The following is a 17,842-nucleotide window of genomic DNA, read 5'->3' on the forward strand; positions in this document are numbered from 1 at the left end:
AGGTGAAAGATGATTCGATTTTCACTTGGCAAGTTAGTGTCTACGCTGTAACCACAAACTTGTGTTATGCAGAACAGCACACGCATGAATGCAGAAATGAGGTAAACATGAATCAAATAAAAATTAGGGCACTGGATGCCATTACCAATCAACGTAATAGAATTATTTCTATTGGTGAGGAAATTTTTCGCCATCCGGAATTAGGCTATAAGGAACATAACACCAGCAACCTCGTAAAGCAGGTATGGGAGGAGCTAGGTTTAAAGGATATCACTAGTGTTGGTCTCACCGGATGGAAAGGATATCTGAAAGAAAAAGATTACACAGTCTCACCAATCAACGTTGCTGTTATGGGTGAGCTGGATGCTGTCATCTCTCCAAAACATTCCTTTGCAGACAAGCAAACTGGTGCTGCACATGCTTGCGGCCATCACGCCCAGATTGCCGCTATGATTGGCTGTGCCATTGGACTTTCGGCAGTTAAGGACGCACTGGATGGTAATGTATGTTTTCTTGCTACGCCTGCAGAAGAATATATCGAACTTGGATATCGCAGTCAGTTAAAACAAAATGGTCTTATCACCTACTTTGGTGGAAAGCAGCAAATGATTGCAGAGGGTGTCTTTGATGATGTTGATATGGCTCTTATGGTACATAGTGAGACAAATCAAGAGAAACCTCACATCTCCATTAACAGCCACTCTACTGGTTTCATAGGGAAAAACATTCGATTTATCGGAAAAGAAGCACATGCAGGCGGTGCCCCATGGGATGGTGTGAATGCATTAAATGCTGCAACCCTCGCGATTTCAGCAATTCATGCCCAAAGAGAAACCTTCCGTGATTGTGACTCGGTCAGAGTTCATCCGATTATCACCAAAGGTGGCGATTTAGTGAATACAGTTCCAAGCGAAGTTACGATGGAAAGCTACGTGAGAGCCTCCTCCGTTGAAGCCATGAAAGCAGCGAATGCTAAAGTAAATCGTGCGATTAAAGGCGCTTCCTATGCCATCGGTACTGACGTAGAAATTATAGACTCTGCCGGTTATCTCCCACTGATGCAAAATACTAGATTAAGCAGTATCTTTTCAGAAAATGCTACCCAACTGCTTCCAAATGTGGCTGTGGACGAAAATCTCCCTTTCTGTGGAAGTACGGATGCCGGTGATTTATCCTATCTGCTTCCTGTGATTCAACCAACCATCAGTGGATTTTCAGGTGATCTTCACAGCTGCGATTTTCAGGTGGAGGATGAAGAACTCGCTTATCTAGTACCAGCAAAACTAATGGCAATGACTGTGATTGATCTTCTGATGAAAGAAGCTTCCATGGCAAAAGAAATTAAAAATGCTTCCCCTAGAAAGAGGAAAGATGATTATATCTTGCTATGGAATACATTGCTAAAAGAGAAGGAAGATTAAATTATGAGAAATAAAGGATAGTCAAGGGACACTCGTAATTCGCATGTCAGCTACGCTGACTAAACGCTACCTACTCATAACCATTCGCAACTGCTTTGCCTTTCAAGGAAGTCTTACCCCCGCTTATAGAAGCGGAGGGCTTCCCTGATGAGGTTAAATTAATAAAACAAAAAGCGCTTTTTAACATCTAAATTATATGTGCTAAAGTACATAGATGGGAGTTTATATGACAACCCTACTTTTGATTTTAAGTATTACCTTCTTCATCCTACAATCGGTATCAATGAAGTTTGTAAAAGCAGATACACTTCCGCAAAAAATGCTGATCCATGGAGTATTTACACTCATTGCAGGAATCGGAATGTTCTTCTTTTTAATCTTATCCAACGAACCTTTTTCTCTTAGTAAGAACACCGTTTTATTTGGTATTTCGTTTGGTTTTTTATTTGCTTTTACAATATTATTTTATAATTTGGCAATTAACAGCGGCCCACTTTCCTACACGGCATTCTACTTTTCGTCCAGTATGCTGCTTCCGACCTTTTTTGGTCTTCTTTTTTTGAAAGAAGAACTTCGTGGGACACTCCTTATTGCTATACTTTTATTCTTAATGGCATTTTACTTCCTTAATGTAACAAAAGATTCTAATAAAGAAGTTGTTTCCCCCGCTCATGGAAAACAAAAAAAGCAATGGCTCTTTTATTGTATCCTTACGTTTATAGGGAATGGTTGTCTCGCTATTGTTCAGAAGCTTCATCAACAGCTACAACATGGTACGGAAGCTTCTGGATTAATGCTCCTTGGATTTACCTTTGCTTCTCTTTGTTACTTTATTGCTTATCCGATTGCTAAGTCAAAGACTGGCGAGGTGAAATTTACGACCACATCCTCTGTAAAGCAACTAAAAACTAACTTATTACCAATATTGTTCTTAGCTGCCGGTTCTCTTCTTGGAAATTTGTTATTAACTAGTTTAGCAGGGAAAATTCCCAGCAGTTATCTGTTCCCACTCGTACAGGGCAGTATTATCCTTGGTATTACCATAATTTCAACGGTATTTTTTAAAGAGAAGTTATCTTTGCGTGGTAAAATTGGGATCTTTCTAGGAGTGCTTGCCATTGTTTTTATCAATGTTTAGACTTTTGTAATTGGTAATTATAGTTGTTCTATTTCTATAGAAAGGATATAAACATTATGATACGAATCGGTATACTAGGCTCCGATAACTCTCATGCATTGGCATTCTCGAAGCTTGCTAACCTGCCAGATGAGGCAGGTAATTATCTTTACGATGATGTTCGGGTAACTTCTATTTATGGACTTGATAAAGAAAGGACACAGGTGGTTGCCAGAGAAGGCCGGATTGAGACAATTGTGGAACATCCAAAAGATATGTTGTCTTATGTAGATGCCGTTATGGTAGTATTTCGTCATGGTAATCTGCACTATAAGCATGCACTACCTTTTATTGAAGCAGGTATCCCAACCTGGGTGGATAAGCCCTTCACCATACTTCCGTCAGAAGCTATCCACTTGATTAATACAGCCGAAAAATATAATACTCTCCTAGCTGGTGGTTCCACCTGCAAGTATTGTCCTGATGTACTTTCCTTACAGCAAGAATTTCATCATTTGCATCAAAATCGGTCTGTCATCTCTGCAAATTTTAATTTCCCCGGAGAATTAACAAGCCCTTATGGAGGTATCTATTTTTATGGAGGTCATGCCATTGAAATAATGACTACAATCTTTGGTAAAAATCCAATCAGTGTAAAAACAGATGTACACTGCGGTAATTTGATTGCACTTTTTAAATATGAGGACTTTGCAGTAACAATTCATTTTGCAGAAGTCTCTGAATTCTTTGCAACCATATACTCCAGCGATAAGGTAATCACTCACCCTATAAACATCTCTACTGTCTACCGTCAAGGCTTCCAAAAATACGTGGATGCACTTAAAAAAGGACGAATACCAGAGGACTTTGACAGCCTTCTTCGTCCTGTTTTATTGTTGGAGGCACTTGAGAAAGCAATCGATACGGGAGGGGAGATAACAATAGGAAATCTTAACATAGAATGATTGATATAAAACACTTATATTATCATTTGTTTCTAAAATATACACGAATCTATCTTCCTCGTTTCAAAAGCTCCATCAGTGAAGTATACTATATATTCACTGATGGAGCTTTCATATTTTTCACTTACATATCTTAGTTGTTATTATGCATACATTCTATGCTAACTTACTAGCATTTAACTTTTACATAGTTTACTATTTGCATCCATAATTTTATTGCTTTTTTATCCTATATTTTATACTGTAAATCTTAGTACTCACCTGTCGTAATTTTTACTCTCTCAAGATTTTGCACGTCTTCCTATGTATGATTGATTCTTATAGCTTATGACTGAATAATCCTCATTCTCCTATTTATTTCCCTGGTTATGATATGGAGAATTTACGGTTCCATTTCCTTTGGATAACACATAATCCTTATCTAAATATAAGGCTGGAATTACACCAACACTTCCATCATAAGCATCTTTTGCAAGGATGTAGTCTTTTCCATACACCACCCGAACACTCGCTCCATCCGGTTTTGCAGATACCCCTCCATACTTAGGATCTGCGGTCTCTTCTGCGTAACTTGCCCTAGGCGTTCTAAGCCAATAGAGAGAGAATACCAACTTACTCTTTGCTTCATTTTTTTCTTCCGCACTCTTTGTTGGCTCTTTTATTACCGGAAAGCCCGCGTGATAAACCAAAGTGTAAAATTCTTTAATATCCAGTAAAAATACCTTTTCTTCTGTAATTAAATATCGTGCTTCCTCATAGTTTGTCAGACAATTCTTTATACTACTATCATATCGGTGCAATTTAGCATCTTTGTTCTCAACTGAAGATGCAGTACTATTTACCTCGTCAATCAATTGTTTATGTTTCGTTAATATAATCGCATCCTGTTCTTCTTTGGTAAACTCCGTTAAAAATCCTTGTTCCTCATCATAGGCATTCCACCCATTCTTCGTGGTCCCGGATTTTGGTGCACCAGAGGCGTCATAAGCTATCTCATCTCCAACTCCATTGAGCCACGCCCGTAAATCACTGGATGCCCAGTAATTATTTCCATAGTTCTTTGCGGTATTTGCAACCCATAACTGATCATCAAAAGCCTTATAGGTTAGAATATTTTCAGCATAGAGTAATGGATTTCCCTCCTTGTCCACATCAATAACTCTCCATAAAATAAGTTCCTTATTATAGGTACCAAATGTAACATATTGCCCGATTTTTAACTCCTTTGCTGTTGTTACTTTTGCAGCAGACACCGGATTACCAAAAAGTCCGGTTACAATACATAACATGGCAAATACGGCTATCACTCGATTTATTACATACAATTTGTTTTTTCTATTCATGTAAACCTCCATTCCTAATACAATCTAGACATATTCGATCTGTTCTTGCTATCGCGGAAACATAATTACGCGTAAAAATGTCATCTTTCTTTACAGAAGTTTTCTTCCAGCATTTTTATTTACATCAGTTTTCTTTACAGAAGTTTTTCTTTACAGCATCTTTCTTCACAGCATCTTTCTTTACAGCATCAGATTATTCATCACCACACATTGACTTCCACTTGGTAAATCGAGTCTGCTGTTTTTTAATAGACACGACTGCACCATGATATAAGAATCCTTTCCTAAGGAGGATTCCGAAATACGAAGTTCTGTGTCTTTCAGAGTTGTACCTTGCATCTGTAAACTTAAGGTTCCTATAGAAGCTGTTCCATCCTCCGGAGTTTGCGTTATCATCTTCATCTGATACCCAGGGGCAAACTCTGCCCTAGAAAAATCTAACCTAATATGTGCATTATTTTTTATATCTATCAATGTACCACTTGCATTGTTTCCTTCCATAACTGCACCACCGCAGACCACCAAACTCTGATCCCCCACGGCCTCAGTCGTCGTACCACCTTTATCAAAAGCGAAACAAACATTATGGAATCCACCGCCAGATATTATCACATGCTTTGATTCCACATTCAGCCTGCTGGTTGGAGCATTTGAATCTGCATAGAAATGACAATCATAAAAACGAATCGTCTCGCCTTTTACAATAAAATTTTGTCCTATATTTTTAAATACACAATTCTTAAAGGTGATGTCTCTTTCTACTTCATAGGTACTTCCGCGATGTCTGGTAAGGTAATGTCCATCTAACATATGTATCGTACAGCCTTCAATTATAGTTGGTCGATGAGACATGGAAGAATCCTCTCCTAATGCTAACGGTCCCATTAACACACAGTTTCTCATGACAAGTCCATCAATATTTGCCCAAATGGATCCTCCATTGCCGCCATAACGCTCTGTGTTTCGATACACATAGCAATCCTCTAGTGTCATATCAATCACACGATTCATTTTATTTTCAAATACCACTCTAGGAGCTTGATGCTTTTTTACCACAATTCTTTTGTGAAATCCCCCCCAAGTATGAGAAGACTTTGCATTTAAAGCACTATTGGCAAAGCTTAAGAATCCAGAGTTTCCTATGTATGTTAAATCATGATCGTATTGCCCGTGTGTAACAAAAGCTCCATTCTCATCTCCAGTGCAATGGCAATTTTCAACGAGTGAATAAGCACATCCTGTAAAATCATTGAGGTGTCTCACATTGTGCGCTCTGCAATTTATTACACTACCATACAGACATCCCATTTGTTGTATCAAGTATCCTGTACCGCCTACGGATACTTCCTCTGGGTTTATTAAAAGACAGTCCCTGACCTCATACTGAGTACAGTATCTACGAAGGTTCAGCGGCCAAAATACCTTTGTTGCTTGAATATTCGTAATGTTACAATCTACGCAAAATTCGTGAGCTACCGGGCTGGTCCCTGTAGTATCGGAATGACCCTGTCCTTCGAATTTTAAATTCTTTATATGTACATGAAATACAGGTTCTATCTTTTGGTAAGTAATCTTACGTTTGGACTTAAGTGGCCATGCATTTAGGTAGTTAAACGCCACATATTCGGTGTCACTGGCACTCTTTCCTACCTTGGTTACACGTAGCAATTTTTGTATCTCTTTATCACTGCTGCCACCACCGATTGGCAAGCGCCCTGGAACCTGCTCCATTGGGCGTACATCAGTCTCTACATAATACCACTCATGTTCTGCAAACATTTTATTGTTGCCAACGTAAAGATAGTCGGAATCTTCGCTGAATTCTGCTTGCACCAGTGTACCCTTCTCATTTTTTACATAAGGTAACGTAACAGTAATCGGATTTCCTACCTTAACGCCTTGGAAAAACATCATTGCAGCGAACGGATTGTCCCTGTCGGCATTCTCAGCTCCATAAGTGTACATGGTGTGATTTTGAAAATCCAGTTCCAGGTTACTTCGATGAAAGACATGCCTTTTAATTAACAACAGGTCACTACTTGCTTCAATTCGGTGAAAGGATTCATCATTTACAAGAGAATCCAGTGCATGATCCGCTGGAATACTCTCGTCAAAGATGCCGAACCAGCGAAACTGACCAATTCCATCGTGTAGAACATGCCATGCCCCTCCCCCATCGTTTGGGCGATGAACAGTTCCACCATTCTCCTGTTCCTTACTCTTAGAAAGATAAACCAATGTTTTTTGTCCGCCATCTCCTGCCTTATAGTACCCCAGTAAGTTGACTATCATTCCATCCTTTCGTTCTGCCTTGCTAAGTCTTTTTAATGACTCAACATCTGTCAAAGAAAGAACATCCTGGACATTTTTAACATCCTTATCCTTACTTGAAGCGGCAGACGCAGTTTTTCCAAACAAAAAAGGCGCACAAGCAATCAAAAGTCCCCCTGCTCCGATAGCCTTAATGGCTTGCCTTCGGGTGACTTCTTTGCTTAGTGCGCTTTCTGACTGGACAACTTCCCCTTGGTTTTCCATGCTTTGTTTTCGCATACCTCATACCTCCTTAAATTTGTTAACAAATTAATTGTAACTTGGAGATAATACGCCGTAAACTTCCAGTGTTTAAGGCTGATATTCGATACTTAAACTGTAATTATCTATTTTTAAGATTTTATTATCAGAATATAATATTCTGTATCTTCAGTTCATAATAAGGAGGTACACTTAACTTTCTTAATTTCCATTATGCATCTGATTACGGTAATCTCCTGGAGTAATCCCCTCATACTTCTTGAACAAACGTATTACTCCAATTTCACCAACATAACCTATTTCATTTGCTATCTCCTTAATCGGAAGTTCTGTATCTCTAAGTAATTCCTTTGCCTTAGCCAATCGAAGCTTCGAAATAAAGTCTTTTATATTTTCATCTTTATACTTCTTAAATATATTAGAGATATACTGAGGAGTTACTCCAAACTCCGAAGAAAGGCCATTCAAATCAAGCCAGTTCTCACCAATGTTTTGTTCGATAAACTCTGCTATGGAATCCACCAAACGTTTTGTTTTACTACTAACCGGTACCTCGGCACGTTCCTTTTGATACCAATCAATCAAAGAAGAAAAATCCCTGAATGCGATCTGAAGATTAGGTGTCTTTAAATAATTATCCAAATCAAGAAGGTTGCTTGTTTCCTTCCCGCTTGATATCATTGCACCGTCAAAAAGCTTCTTTAAGCTGATTGAGATTTCAAATAATAGGCCTCTTGCTGCGCTTGTTGAAATTTGTTTCTTACTTGCATTGATATCTAAAATACTTTGTAGTAATTGTTTTGCCTTATCACTATCTCCTGTCTTAATGTATCGTAACAATTGATATTCCATCTCACTCGGATAATAATAATCCGCTTCCAGATTCTCTAATTCAGAGAAACTATACGGTTCAAATCCTCCATATAGCTTGTGTTGTTCTAGTGCCTTTCTGGATTCATCAAAACAAAGCTGAATTCCCTTTAGCGTATGGTGCTGTTTACTAATACCAGTGTAAATATATAGGCAATAATACTTTTTAAGAAATTGAATTAGCTCTGATACCTTTTGATACATGATTTCATCTGCTTCCTCAAGTTCTTCTTCCTTACGGAGATTTAATAATAGAACCGCTGTATTTTGCCCCATATCTAGGTAGTAGTAGTTAAACTTCTCTTGAAATAAATCCACTCCGACATTCTCTGAAATAAATTTTGCCAGAATCATGCCCTGGTCGTTTTCTGCTTTCTCCATACGAAAGAATTCACAACCCTCTGATACTTCAAGGGCAACCGTATAGAATAGATTCGTCGTAAAGGTGATTCCAAGGGTAACAAAACGTTCCTTAAGACTGTTGTAGTCGGTAACCATTCCATGAAGTAACTTTCCAAGTACCTCACGCTTCACAATAGGTTTTTGACTTTCAAGTAAATCTGATAATTCTTTTCCATTGGTAATTTGCTCTTTTAAGGTTGTCTTAATAACCTCAAATTCATTTTTTACGACTCCATCTACTTTCGTATTCTTATCGATGTATTTTCGAATTTCACGAATTGGTTTATAGCTATATTTCGCGAGGCAAGAAACTAAGGCGATACCAATAATCAAATACACAACTGTGACCCCAACCATCCGAAGTAAAAATTCGTAGTTTTCAGAATAGAATAAATCCTTTGGTGTAGAAATGATGAACTTCCACCCTAAGGTATCTGATAATTGTCGAAAAACAATACTGTCCTCTGTATTATTTCCTGCTGATTTATCAGTTACAAGTTCTACTGGTAACTCAGGGGCCCCAGAACTTGACAATATACACACGTTCTTTTCATTATAGACATAGACATCTGATTCTGTTGCAACATGGAACTGCTCCACCATTGAAAATAATTTTTCAGCATTAATAAATATGATGACTTGACCAAGTGGTTTTTGCTTTGTTCCTACCGGAAAGGTCTGAATCAAAGGCAATATCTCCACTGGATTTTTGTCATATTGATATACTTTCATTATCGGTAAATAATTTTGAAAATGATTACCCTTTAATTGTTCTGCAAATTCTTTATATTCTATATCCTCAAAGGAATACATGATGTCAAAGAATTTATCTGCCTTCATTCGTATGTTTGGTGTTATAATCTCGTCCGTTTCTTTTATGTACAGAAAATAATCGAATAGAAGGTCTCCCGGCTTTTGCCGCAACGTCAACTCCTGCATTGCCTCATGAATTGTAACAGAAGGTAATCCCTTAGCAAACTGCTCTAACTTCGTATTAAATGTGAATTCATTACATATTTCCTTAATGTATTGTGTGCTGGTTTCCACACTGTTACGGAGTTCAGTTAATAATAACTGTTTCGTATTCTCGGTTTGCTTTGTAATCTTCGTTGTTATCTGTGCATAATAAGCAAAACCACTACTTAAAGCAACAATTAATATTAAGATATACGAAAAGAAAAAAACAACATATACACTTGATTTTTTCAACTTAAAATTGCGTAATAACATGTAACCTAGCCCTCCCATTTCTTCGATTTTTTGTAACTCTGAAATCCTACCTTAAATGATACTATAAATTTCACTTTTTGTTAATAGTCTGGGTATATTTTAGTCTTGAGCTATACTATGCGATAATAAAAGTTTATGGTATGATGAAATATATAAATTTGATTTACAAAGATAAGGAGAAGCCAATGAAAAAGCTTAATAAAGTTAGTAAGATTGCGATCGGAAGTACCCTTGCTATTTTACTAGCTAATGCAATTGGATTAAACTATAGTATTTCAGCGGGAATTATTACTCTTTTAACCATACAGGATACCAAGAAAGAGACCATTTTTATTTCATTGAAACGTTTAGTTGCATTTATATTTGCTTCTATTTTAGCGCTCTTACTTTTTCCGAACTTCGGATTTACCACAATTCCTTTTGGTATATTTCTCTTTTTGTTCGTTGGTGGTTGTTCTATCGTTAAACTACAAGATGGAATTGCTATGAATTCTGTACTTGCTACACATTACATTCTCTCTGAGAGCATAAGTATTTCCATGATAACAAACGAAGCCCTCCTTCTTTTTATCGGGGCAGGAATTGGAACACTCATTAATTTATTTATGCCAAGTAATGTAAAGCAAATTAAAGAAGTTCAAGTACGAATCGAAGCTGATTTACGTAAGATCTTATTTCGCATGGCCTATTTTCTTAGAGAGTCCGATAAAAGTGAATATAAAGATCGCTGTTTTACACCATTAAAAGAAGATATTAACCTAGGTGCTACGTATGCATATACAAACATGAACAATACCTTGTTCCAGGAGTCTGAGTACTTTATACGCTATATGGAGATGCGCAAACACCAATTACAGATACTTGCTGAAATTTATGATAAAATCATATCCCTGCGCTCTGTGCCGAAGCAAGTTATACCGATTTCACAGTTTATAGAAAGCATCGCTAATTCTTTAGCAGAGTCCAATAACGCCAAAGGGCTATTACTATTAGAGCAGAAACTCGAAGAAGAGTATCGACAAAGTTCTCTCCCCATTACCAGAGAGGAATTCGAAGACCGTGCTGTGCTATATATGATTTTGAAAGATTTTAAGATGTTTCTCTTGATTAAAGAACAATTTGCAGATACATTAACAAAGGACCAGATACAAAAGTACTGGTCGTAGGGTTGTATAATAACGCTACCCAGCGACAATTACATTGCGATTTAAACATTTCATGTTATAATTAACGAAAAAGGGAGTAACTAGTTATGTATGAATGGAAAAATAATAAAATAAAAAGTCAGTATGAAATGCAAAAAATGGTGGCTAAAAATAATGGTGTTTCTTCTTTTACTGAAGAAGAATTGTCTACCTTAAACTTAAAAACTAAAAACTTTACTTCAATTCATGATCCACAAGTAAAAAGGTTACTAGAACTTGCCTTTATTCGTGGAACTTTAAATGGACTTCAAATTGCAGACTCGCAGTCGGAGGCAGTGTCTGATGATAAAAAATCAGCTGTCTTTATTACAAAACAAGTAGAAGTTCAAAAAGCAGTTAATGAAGAAAGGCTTTACTTTGTAGCTTGTAAAATAAGAAATAAACAAGACAAAGTAGTCTATACAAATCTTATGTTAAAAGCTAGAACTGACGCAGAAGTAGAATCTATGTCATCCTACGAATGTAGTATAAAGCATCAAACTTTAATTCAATGTAAAATTGTAAAGTCCTACGGAACTGATACAATGCAATTTCAGTTTGGAATTGGAACCAAAGATCAGACAAATCTTGCTGCACTCGGTAAGAAGATGTTACAGTAAGTTTATTAGTAATTGTTAAGCAATACTTTTTAAAAAGAAGATTTGATCCGTATAAAGGACTAATCTTCTTTTTTATAATTAATAATGTTTATTTTCTAATTTTATGTACTAGATTATAATTGAAAAACTCTTTCCTGCATTTTATAGATAACAATAAGAATGAAACTAATGCAGAAATGATATTCCATTCTCTTAGATTTCTAAGAAAAATACCGAAAATGCAAATAACAATTTTATCAATCAAATAATAACTCCATAGGGTAACCACTACTTTGGTTTACCTATGGAGTAATATAAATTGATTTCTTATTTTTATCTATTACGAATTTGATTCAGTGAATTCAATACAGCATCTCGCAATTTTGAATTTTCTGACGGAACTTTCTCTAATAATAAGTGCAGTGTTGATGTAACATGATCAGTTCCGACTTTTCCAAGTGCTGAAAGTGCTGCAATCTGCACTTCTTCCTCATTACCTTCTAAGATCGCTAATAATAGATTAACCGATTCATCGGATTTGGAATCTCCACATGCCTTTGCCAAACAAATTCTTGTATTAGCATCAGAATATAGATATTTTCCCCTTAGTTTCTCCCATTGTTTTTTCCGAACCAAATGTTGCATTTTTTCTTCAGTGCTTCCACCAATACCAAACATACTTAAGCCCTCTTTCCTTTGTACTTTCATAATATTTGATTATCAAATAAGTTACACTTATTTAGTAGCCACCTTAAAGTATAGCACTTATAAAATAAAAAGCAAATATTAGGAGATGACCTGCTTTTTCCAAACGCCCATTTTGTAGATAATCCACAAGATTACTGCTGAGATTCCATTGCTAACTACTACGGCATACCAGATACTTTGTACACCCATATGAAGTAACCGTTCGCATACGAATAACGTTGCTAGTCGGAATACCCATAGCCTAGTTGCATCAATTGTCATGTTAATCATTGTATGCCCGGAGCCTTGATGCAAGCCATTCGTTGTTGTATAAATTCCGTTTGTAAAGCACCAAAATGCCATTAATTGAAGGAACTGTGTACCTAAGCGAATTACCTCTGGATCATCACTAAAGATACGCACAATCGGCTCTGAGACAGCATCTCTCGATAAAATTAGTCCACCAACAAATAAGAAAATAACTGCAATTCTTCTTGCTAATAAATAAGCTTTTTGAGCTCTAGCCTGATCCCTTGCACCAACACATTGGCCAACAATGGTTGCAACCGCAGAACCCATGGCATTCGCAGGCATCGTAATTAGTCCATTAACACGGTTACCAATACCATAAGCACTAACCGCGGTGGAGCCATATTTAATTACACTGGAAGTCATCAATAAAAATCCTAATTGCATGGTACTTCCACCAATCGCAGTTGGTAACCCTATTTTTGCTATTGATTTTAATTTATCTTTCTGAAGCTTTAAGCTTTCTTTCGTTATATAAAGAGATTTTTTATTATTACATAGGCTATATAATGCAATTAACGCACATGGAACCTTCGCTAATAAAGTAGCTAATGCTGCACCCGCGACACCCCAGCCAAATACTAACATAAAAAGAGGGTCTAATATCATATTTAAAGTAATACCTAGCAGATTTAAAAACATTGGTCTTACGGTGTCACCCTGCGATTGATTTACCGCAGTAAAGATATTTATGGTAAATAAAAATGGCATATCCAATATGACAATTCGTAAATATGTAACTGCCATGTTATAAAATGACTGACCACCCGCCAGCCATCCAACTAACGCTGGAGTTAATAAAAAGCATATAGCTGAACACACAACCGAAAATATCATACAAGAAGCAAACAACTGTCCCACCATTGATTTTGCATTCTTTTCATCTTTGGCACCTAGGTACTGCGATATTAATATAGCACCAGCTACCGTAATACCAGTACCAAAATTAACAATGATATTCTGAATCGGAGTTACTACCGTTATTGCTGACTGTGGGTCTGTACCAATTTTACCAAGCCAATAGGAATCTGTAAGATTATACATTGTTTGAATAAAATTGTTCACCACAATTGGTATGGCTAGCATTAATATTGCTTTCCATAAGGTTCCCTTAAGTAAATAGTCTTTGTTTTCTTTCATTCGCATAGCTACACATCTCTCTCATCACTTTTTGTACTTTCCTTACGTATTCTTCTTATAAGTTATTGTAATCACTTACAGCGATTAAAGCAATGGTAAAAGTCTTATACGCTATATTTCCATAAAAAATCTAAGAAGTACTAGCAAAAAATCTGTACTTTTTGTAATCGCTTACATTCCATTTTAGGTTCAAAACTAGCCTATGATTACTTTAATATCATACACTTCAAAGTCATATCATCCGTAAAAAATTATTTTTTTTATTTAATGAGTAGGGATTTATTGCGTGAATATTTAAGCTATACGTGAACACTCCCACCACTTAAATTAACAAAGTTAATTTTGAAGTGGGGGCTTCTTTAAAGCAGTTGTATTAAAGTTTCCACTTAGCACGTATAATAAATGTTAGGTATACGATAAATAATTCGCTACCTCAAAACATTTTATTTTATAATAAAAAAGGATAACGCATCGTTTGTATACACGTTATCCTTCTTTTCTAATCAATTGGCGATCCAATTCACATGTCATGAATTATTACTTATTTTCTGTCTCTGGAACTTCTAAAAACTGTTCAATACATCTCCAGATATCATCTCTTCCTTCTTTAGATAAAGAGGAAAAAGGTATGATCTTTGTATTTGCTCCTGCACACAAACCAGTACGTACCATTTTAATATGTTTATCTCTCTGGCTACGATTAATTTTATCAAGCTTTGTTGCTATAATCACTGGTTCAAATCCATTATGAACAATCCATTCATACATATCTTTATCGTTTGCAGAAGGCTCATGACGAATATCGATCAGTAGGAATATTACTTTTAACTGTGTGGAAGTTCGTAAATATTTCTCAATCATTTTGCCCCATTTTGCTTTTAGCTCTGTAGATACTTTTGCATATCCATATCCCGGGAGATCAACAAAATATAATTTTTCATTGATATGATAAAAATTAATAGTTTGTGTCTTTCCTGGCTGGGAAGAAGTTCTAGCAAACGACTTTCTATTCATTAACCCGTTAATTAATGAGGATTTTCCTACATTCGATTTTCCAGCAAAAGCAAATTCTGGTTGAGTATTCACTGGTAACACACTGGTTACTCCACATACCGTTTCCAAATCCACTTGGTTTACATTCATAATTTTCTCCTCATTTCTCGGCTCCTGTGTTGTAATCGTTCCATCACGACAGAGTTACACCAGAGCATGTTTTAAGACCTCATCCATGGAAGCAACACATATCACTTCCATACCCTCGGTTATTTCTTGCTCTAACTCCTCCAAATCCGGTCGATTCTTTTCAGGAATTAAAACTTTCTTAATCCCGGCATTTTTTGCTGCCAGTAGCTTTTCTTTTAGGCCACCGATTGGTAATACACGACCACGAAGTGTTATTTCTCCAGTCATTGCAACCTTTGCGTGTATCTTCTTGCCTGTAATAGTAGATAACATCGCTGTAGCCATTGTAATTCCTGCACTAGGACCATCTTTTGGTGTAGCTCCTTCTGGAATATGAATATGAATATCATTATTTTGAAAATAATCCTCTGATATCTTATATTCCTTACTAAGAGAACGTATATAACTAATTCCAAGTTGGGCAGACTCTTTCATCACATCACCCATCTGGCCTGTCAGAATCAAAGCACCTTTTCCTGGTAACGAATTTACTTCGATCTGTAAGGTAGTTCCACCTACACTCGTCCAAGCAAGTCCACATACGATTCCAACTTCATCCTTTTGACTTGCAATTTCATTACGATACTTTGGCTTTCCAAGGTAAGTTATGATATTTTTCTCACTTACCTTTATCTTTGATGGCTTCGTAGTTACACTAATCTCCTCTGCCTCAAAAGTAGCCGCTACTTCACTATGGCTTGGATTCTCATTGTTTGACTTTTTCTTAGCAGATTTTTTAAGTTCTTGATACTGCTTAGAATCTTGTTCTAACAATTCTCTAGCACTTTTTCTACATACCTCTGAAATCTTACGTTCTAAACTACGAACTCCTGCTTCCCTGGTATAGTCGCTAATTATCTTCCTAAGTGCCTTCTCTGATATACTGAGCTGACTCTTTTTTAGACCGTTCTTTTCTATTTGTTTGTTAAGTAAATGATTTTTCGCAATATGGAATTTTTCGTTTTCTGTATAAGAACTTACCTCGATAATTTCCATACGATCCAGTAGAGGCTTCGGTATCGTTTGTGTTGTATTTGCGGTTGCAAGAAACATAACTTCCGATAGGTCTACTGGGATTTCCACGTAGTGGTCAACAAAATTACAATTTTGCTCGGAATCAAGCACCTCTAACATAGCAGATGCGGTATCTCCTTTATAATCAGAGCTCATCTTGTCAATCTCATCAAGAAGCATGAGAGGATTTTTCACCTTTGCCTGTTTAAGTCCTGTAATGATACGACCAGGAAGAGCACCTACATAGGTTCTACGATGTCCCCTTATCTCCGCTTCATCCCTTACACCTCCAAGACTAATGCGGACATACTCCTTATGAAGAGCTTTTGCGATAGAACGTGCGATTGAAGTTTTTCCGGTTCCTGGAGGACCCACAAGACAGATAATAGGGCTATCTCCTTTTTGGGTTAATTGACGTACCGCTAAGAAATCTAGCACACGTTCCTTTACCTTTTTTAACCCATAGTGTTCTGTTTCAAGTACCTCTTTCGCGTAGGCTAAATCCATAAAATCTTCGCTTACTTTGTCCCAAGGTAGGTTAAGCAATGTTTCAACATAGCCCCTTGCTACAGCACTCTCCGAGTTACTTCCAGCAACATTTTGAAAACGCTCGATTTCCTTCTTAATCTTTTCTTTTACTTCGTCACTAGCAACCAACGTTTCTAGTTGTTCTAGATACTGCATAATGTCAGAAACAGAACTTGTTTCACCAAGTTCCTCCTTAATGACCTTAAGTTGCTCCCTCATTATGTAGTCTTTCTGATTTTTGTCAACTTTATCCTTAACCTTATTCTGAAGTTCCTTTTTAATCCGCATGACTTCTATTTCATCAGCTAAGATTACACATAGGCGTTCATACTGCTCCATCAAATCGCTTGCAGCTAATAATAGTTGCTTATCCTCTAATGTCATAGGAATATGAATCGAGAGCTGCTCCACCATTTTTTCAATTTCTCTGGAAGCTTCTACTTGACGAATAATATCCTTATTTAACTTATTATTTTCAGTAATATACACCTCGAATAAGTCTCTTAGAGCGCGAACCATTGCTTCTTCTTCTGCCTCTGTTATATTAAGAAGCTCCGCTTCCTTGGAAGTTAACTGGGCTCTTAGATATGGCTGCTCTGATACTAAAGTATCTAAGGTTGCTCGTTCTAATCCAGTAACTAAAACTCGTATTACATTTCCAGGAAGTTTTATCATCTGTTTAATTTCTGCTATCGTTCCAACTCGGTACAAATCTTCTAACGTCGGATTTTCGGTCTCTGCATCTATCTGAGAAACTAATAGTACCTGCTGATTTGAAAGCATTGCTGTCTCAATTGCTTCGATACTTACTTTTCTATTAACATCAAAATGAATCAACATCCCGGGCATGACTGCCATATTTCTTAGAGCCACAACGGGCAGTTGTCTCGTACATTCACTCATTAATACCTCCAAAACTCACGTATACTTGGCCCCCATCTGCGCGCCGTAGCGAAAACTAAGGGGGTACACTTACTGTTAACAAAAGTCTGCCAGCTATCTGATTAGAGTTCGCCGACAGACTTCTTCATGTTAGCTATGAAGCTTCATAACTAAGCTATTTCATTACTACTTTTCTTTGGTACCTTCTTTTGAGCAATCTTACGCTGCTGTCCATTTTCGGCAGTAACCAAACGTGGCTCTTCCTTACCTTCAGCAGACTCCTTTGTAATAATACATTTAAGAACACTGGTATCCGTTGGCACCTTGAACATAGAATCCATCATCACAGATTCCATAATTGCACGTAGCCCTCTCGCACCTGTTTTACGCTCAAAGGAACGCTTTGCAATTTCTTTCAGCGCATCCTCTTCAAAAAC

The 17,842-nt window shown here is 36.9% G+C and carries 12 protein-coding genes and 1 pseudogene; 5 read left to right on the plus strand and 8 right to left on the minus strand.

The genetic code is table 11. The annotated features are described in order from the left end of the window. Positions 1-107: 107 nt before the first annotated feature. From RTP52_RS16170 to RTP52_RS16180, 3 genes are all read left to right on the plus strand, one after another. Positions 108-1,421, plus strand: a complete 1,314-nt coding sequence (locus RTP52_RS16170) for an amidohydrolase (protein ID WP_312372487.1) — start codon at positions 108-110, stop codon at positions 1,419-1,421. A gap of 226 nt (positions 1,422-1,647) precedes the next feature. Then, entirely contained in the window at positions 1,648-2,559 is a 912-nt protein-coding gene (locus RTP52_RS16175; protein WP_312372489.1) for a hypothetical protein, read from the plus strand. Positions 2,560-2,615: 56 nt separating this feature from the next. After that, complete coding sequence (locus tag RTP52_RS16180) at positions 2,616-3,503, plus strand: Gfo/Idh/MocA family protein (RefSeq protein WP_312372491.1); 888 nt, start codon at positions 2,616-2,618, stop codon at positions 3,501-3,503. Between the two features lie 350 nt (positions 3,504-3,853). Here the strand turns inward: RTP52_RS16180 and RTP52_RS16185 are convergent, their stop codons facing one another. From RTP52_RS16185 to RTP52_RS16195, 3 genes are all read right to left on the minus strand, one after another. Next, positions 3,854-4,846: a DUF6273 domain-containing protein gene (locus RTP52_RS16185; RefSeq protein WP_312372492.1), complete on the minus strand. Its 993-nt coding sequence runs from the start codon at positions 4,844-4,846 to the stop codon at positions 3,854-3,856. A 180-nt stretch (positions 4,847-5,026) separates the two neighbouring features. Beyond that, positions 5,027-7,396: a hypothetical protein gene (locus RTP52_RS16190; protein WP_312372494.1), complete on the minus strand. Its 2,370-nt coding sequence runs from the start codon at positions 7,394-7,396 to the stop codon at positions 5,027-5,029. A 183-nt stretch (positions 7,397-7,579) separates the two neighbouring features. Beyond that, positions 7,580-9,880 carry a helix-turn-helix domain-containing protein gene (locus tag RTP52_RS16195; RefSeq protein WP_312372495.1) on the minus strand — a complete coding sequence of 767 codons (2,301 nt, stop codon included), beginning with the start codon at positions 9,878-9,880 and terminating at the stop codon, positions 7,580-7,582. A gap of 185 nt (positions 9,881-10,065) precedes the next feature. Here RTP52_RS16195 and RTP52_RS16200 point away from each other — a divergent pair, with 185 nt between their 5' ends. Both RTP52_RS16200 and RTP52_RS16205 read left to right on the plus strand, forming a co-directional pair. Beyond that, positions 10,066-11,046: an aromatic acid exporter family protein gene (locus RTP52_RS16200; protein WP_312372496.1), complete on the plus strand. Its 981-nt coding sequence runs from the start codon at positions 10,066-10,068 to the stop codon at positions 11,044-11,046. An 86-nt stretch (positions 11,047-11,132) separates the two neighbouring features. Beyond that, positions 11,133-11,684, plus strand: a complete 552-nt coding sequence (locus RTP52_RS16205; protein WP_312372498.1) for a hypothetical protein — start codon at positions 11,133-11,135, stop codon at positions 11,682-11,684. A gap of 312 nt (positions 11,685-11,996) precedes the next feature. Here RTP52_RS16205 and RTP52_RS16210 read toward each other — a convergent pair whose 3' ends face one another. From RTP52_RS16210 to RTP52_RS16230, 5 genes and pseudogenes are all read right to left on the minus strand, one after another. Continuing rightward, positions 11,997-12,341 carry a HEAT repeat domain-containing protein gene (locus RTP52_RS16210; protein WP_312105616.1) on the minus strand — a complete coding sequence of 115 codons (345 nt, stop codon included), beginning with the start codon at positions 12,339-12,341 and terminating at the stop codon, positions 11,997-11,999. Between the two features lie 108 nt (positions 12,342-12,449). Continuing rightward, positions 12,450-13,805 (minus strand): MATE family efflux transporter, encoded by a 1,356-nt coding sequence (locus RTP52_RS16215; RefSeq protein ID WP_312372500.1) that lies wholly within the window; start codon positions 13,803-13,805, stop codon positions 12,450-12,452. Between the two features lie 531 nt (positions 13,806-14,336). Beyond that, a complete protein-coding gene (gene yihA / locus RTP52_RS16220; RefSeq protein ID WP_312105613.1) occupies positions 14,337-14,942 on the minus strand; it encodes a ribosome biogenesis GTP-binding protein YihA/YsxC in 606 nt (201 codons plus the stop codon). Between the two features lie 54 nt (positions 14,943-14,996). Continuing rightward, positions 14,997-17,426: an endopeptidase La gene (gene lon / locus RTP52_RS16225; RefSeq protein WP_312372502.1), complete on the minus strand. Its 2,430-nt coding sequence runs from the start codon at positions 17,424-17,426 to the stop codon at positions 14,997-14,999. 149 nt (positions 17,427-17,575) lie between these two features. Next, a pseudogene (locus RTP52_RS16230) lies at positions 17,576-17,842 on the minus strand (ATP-dependent Clp protease ATP-binding subunit ClpX); the annotation flags it as partial.

This window comes from Lachnoclostridium sp., from assembly GCF_031997925.1.
GTDB lineage: Bacteria > Bacillota > Clostridia > Lachnospirales > Lachnospiraceae > Lachnoclostridium.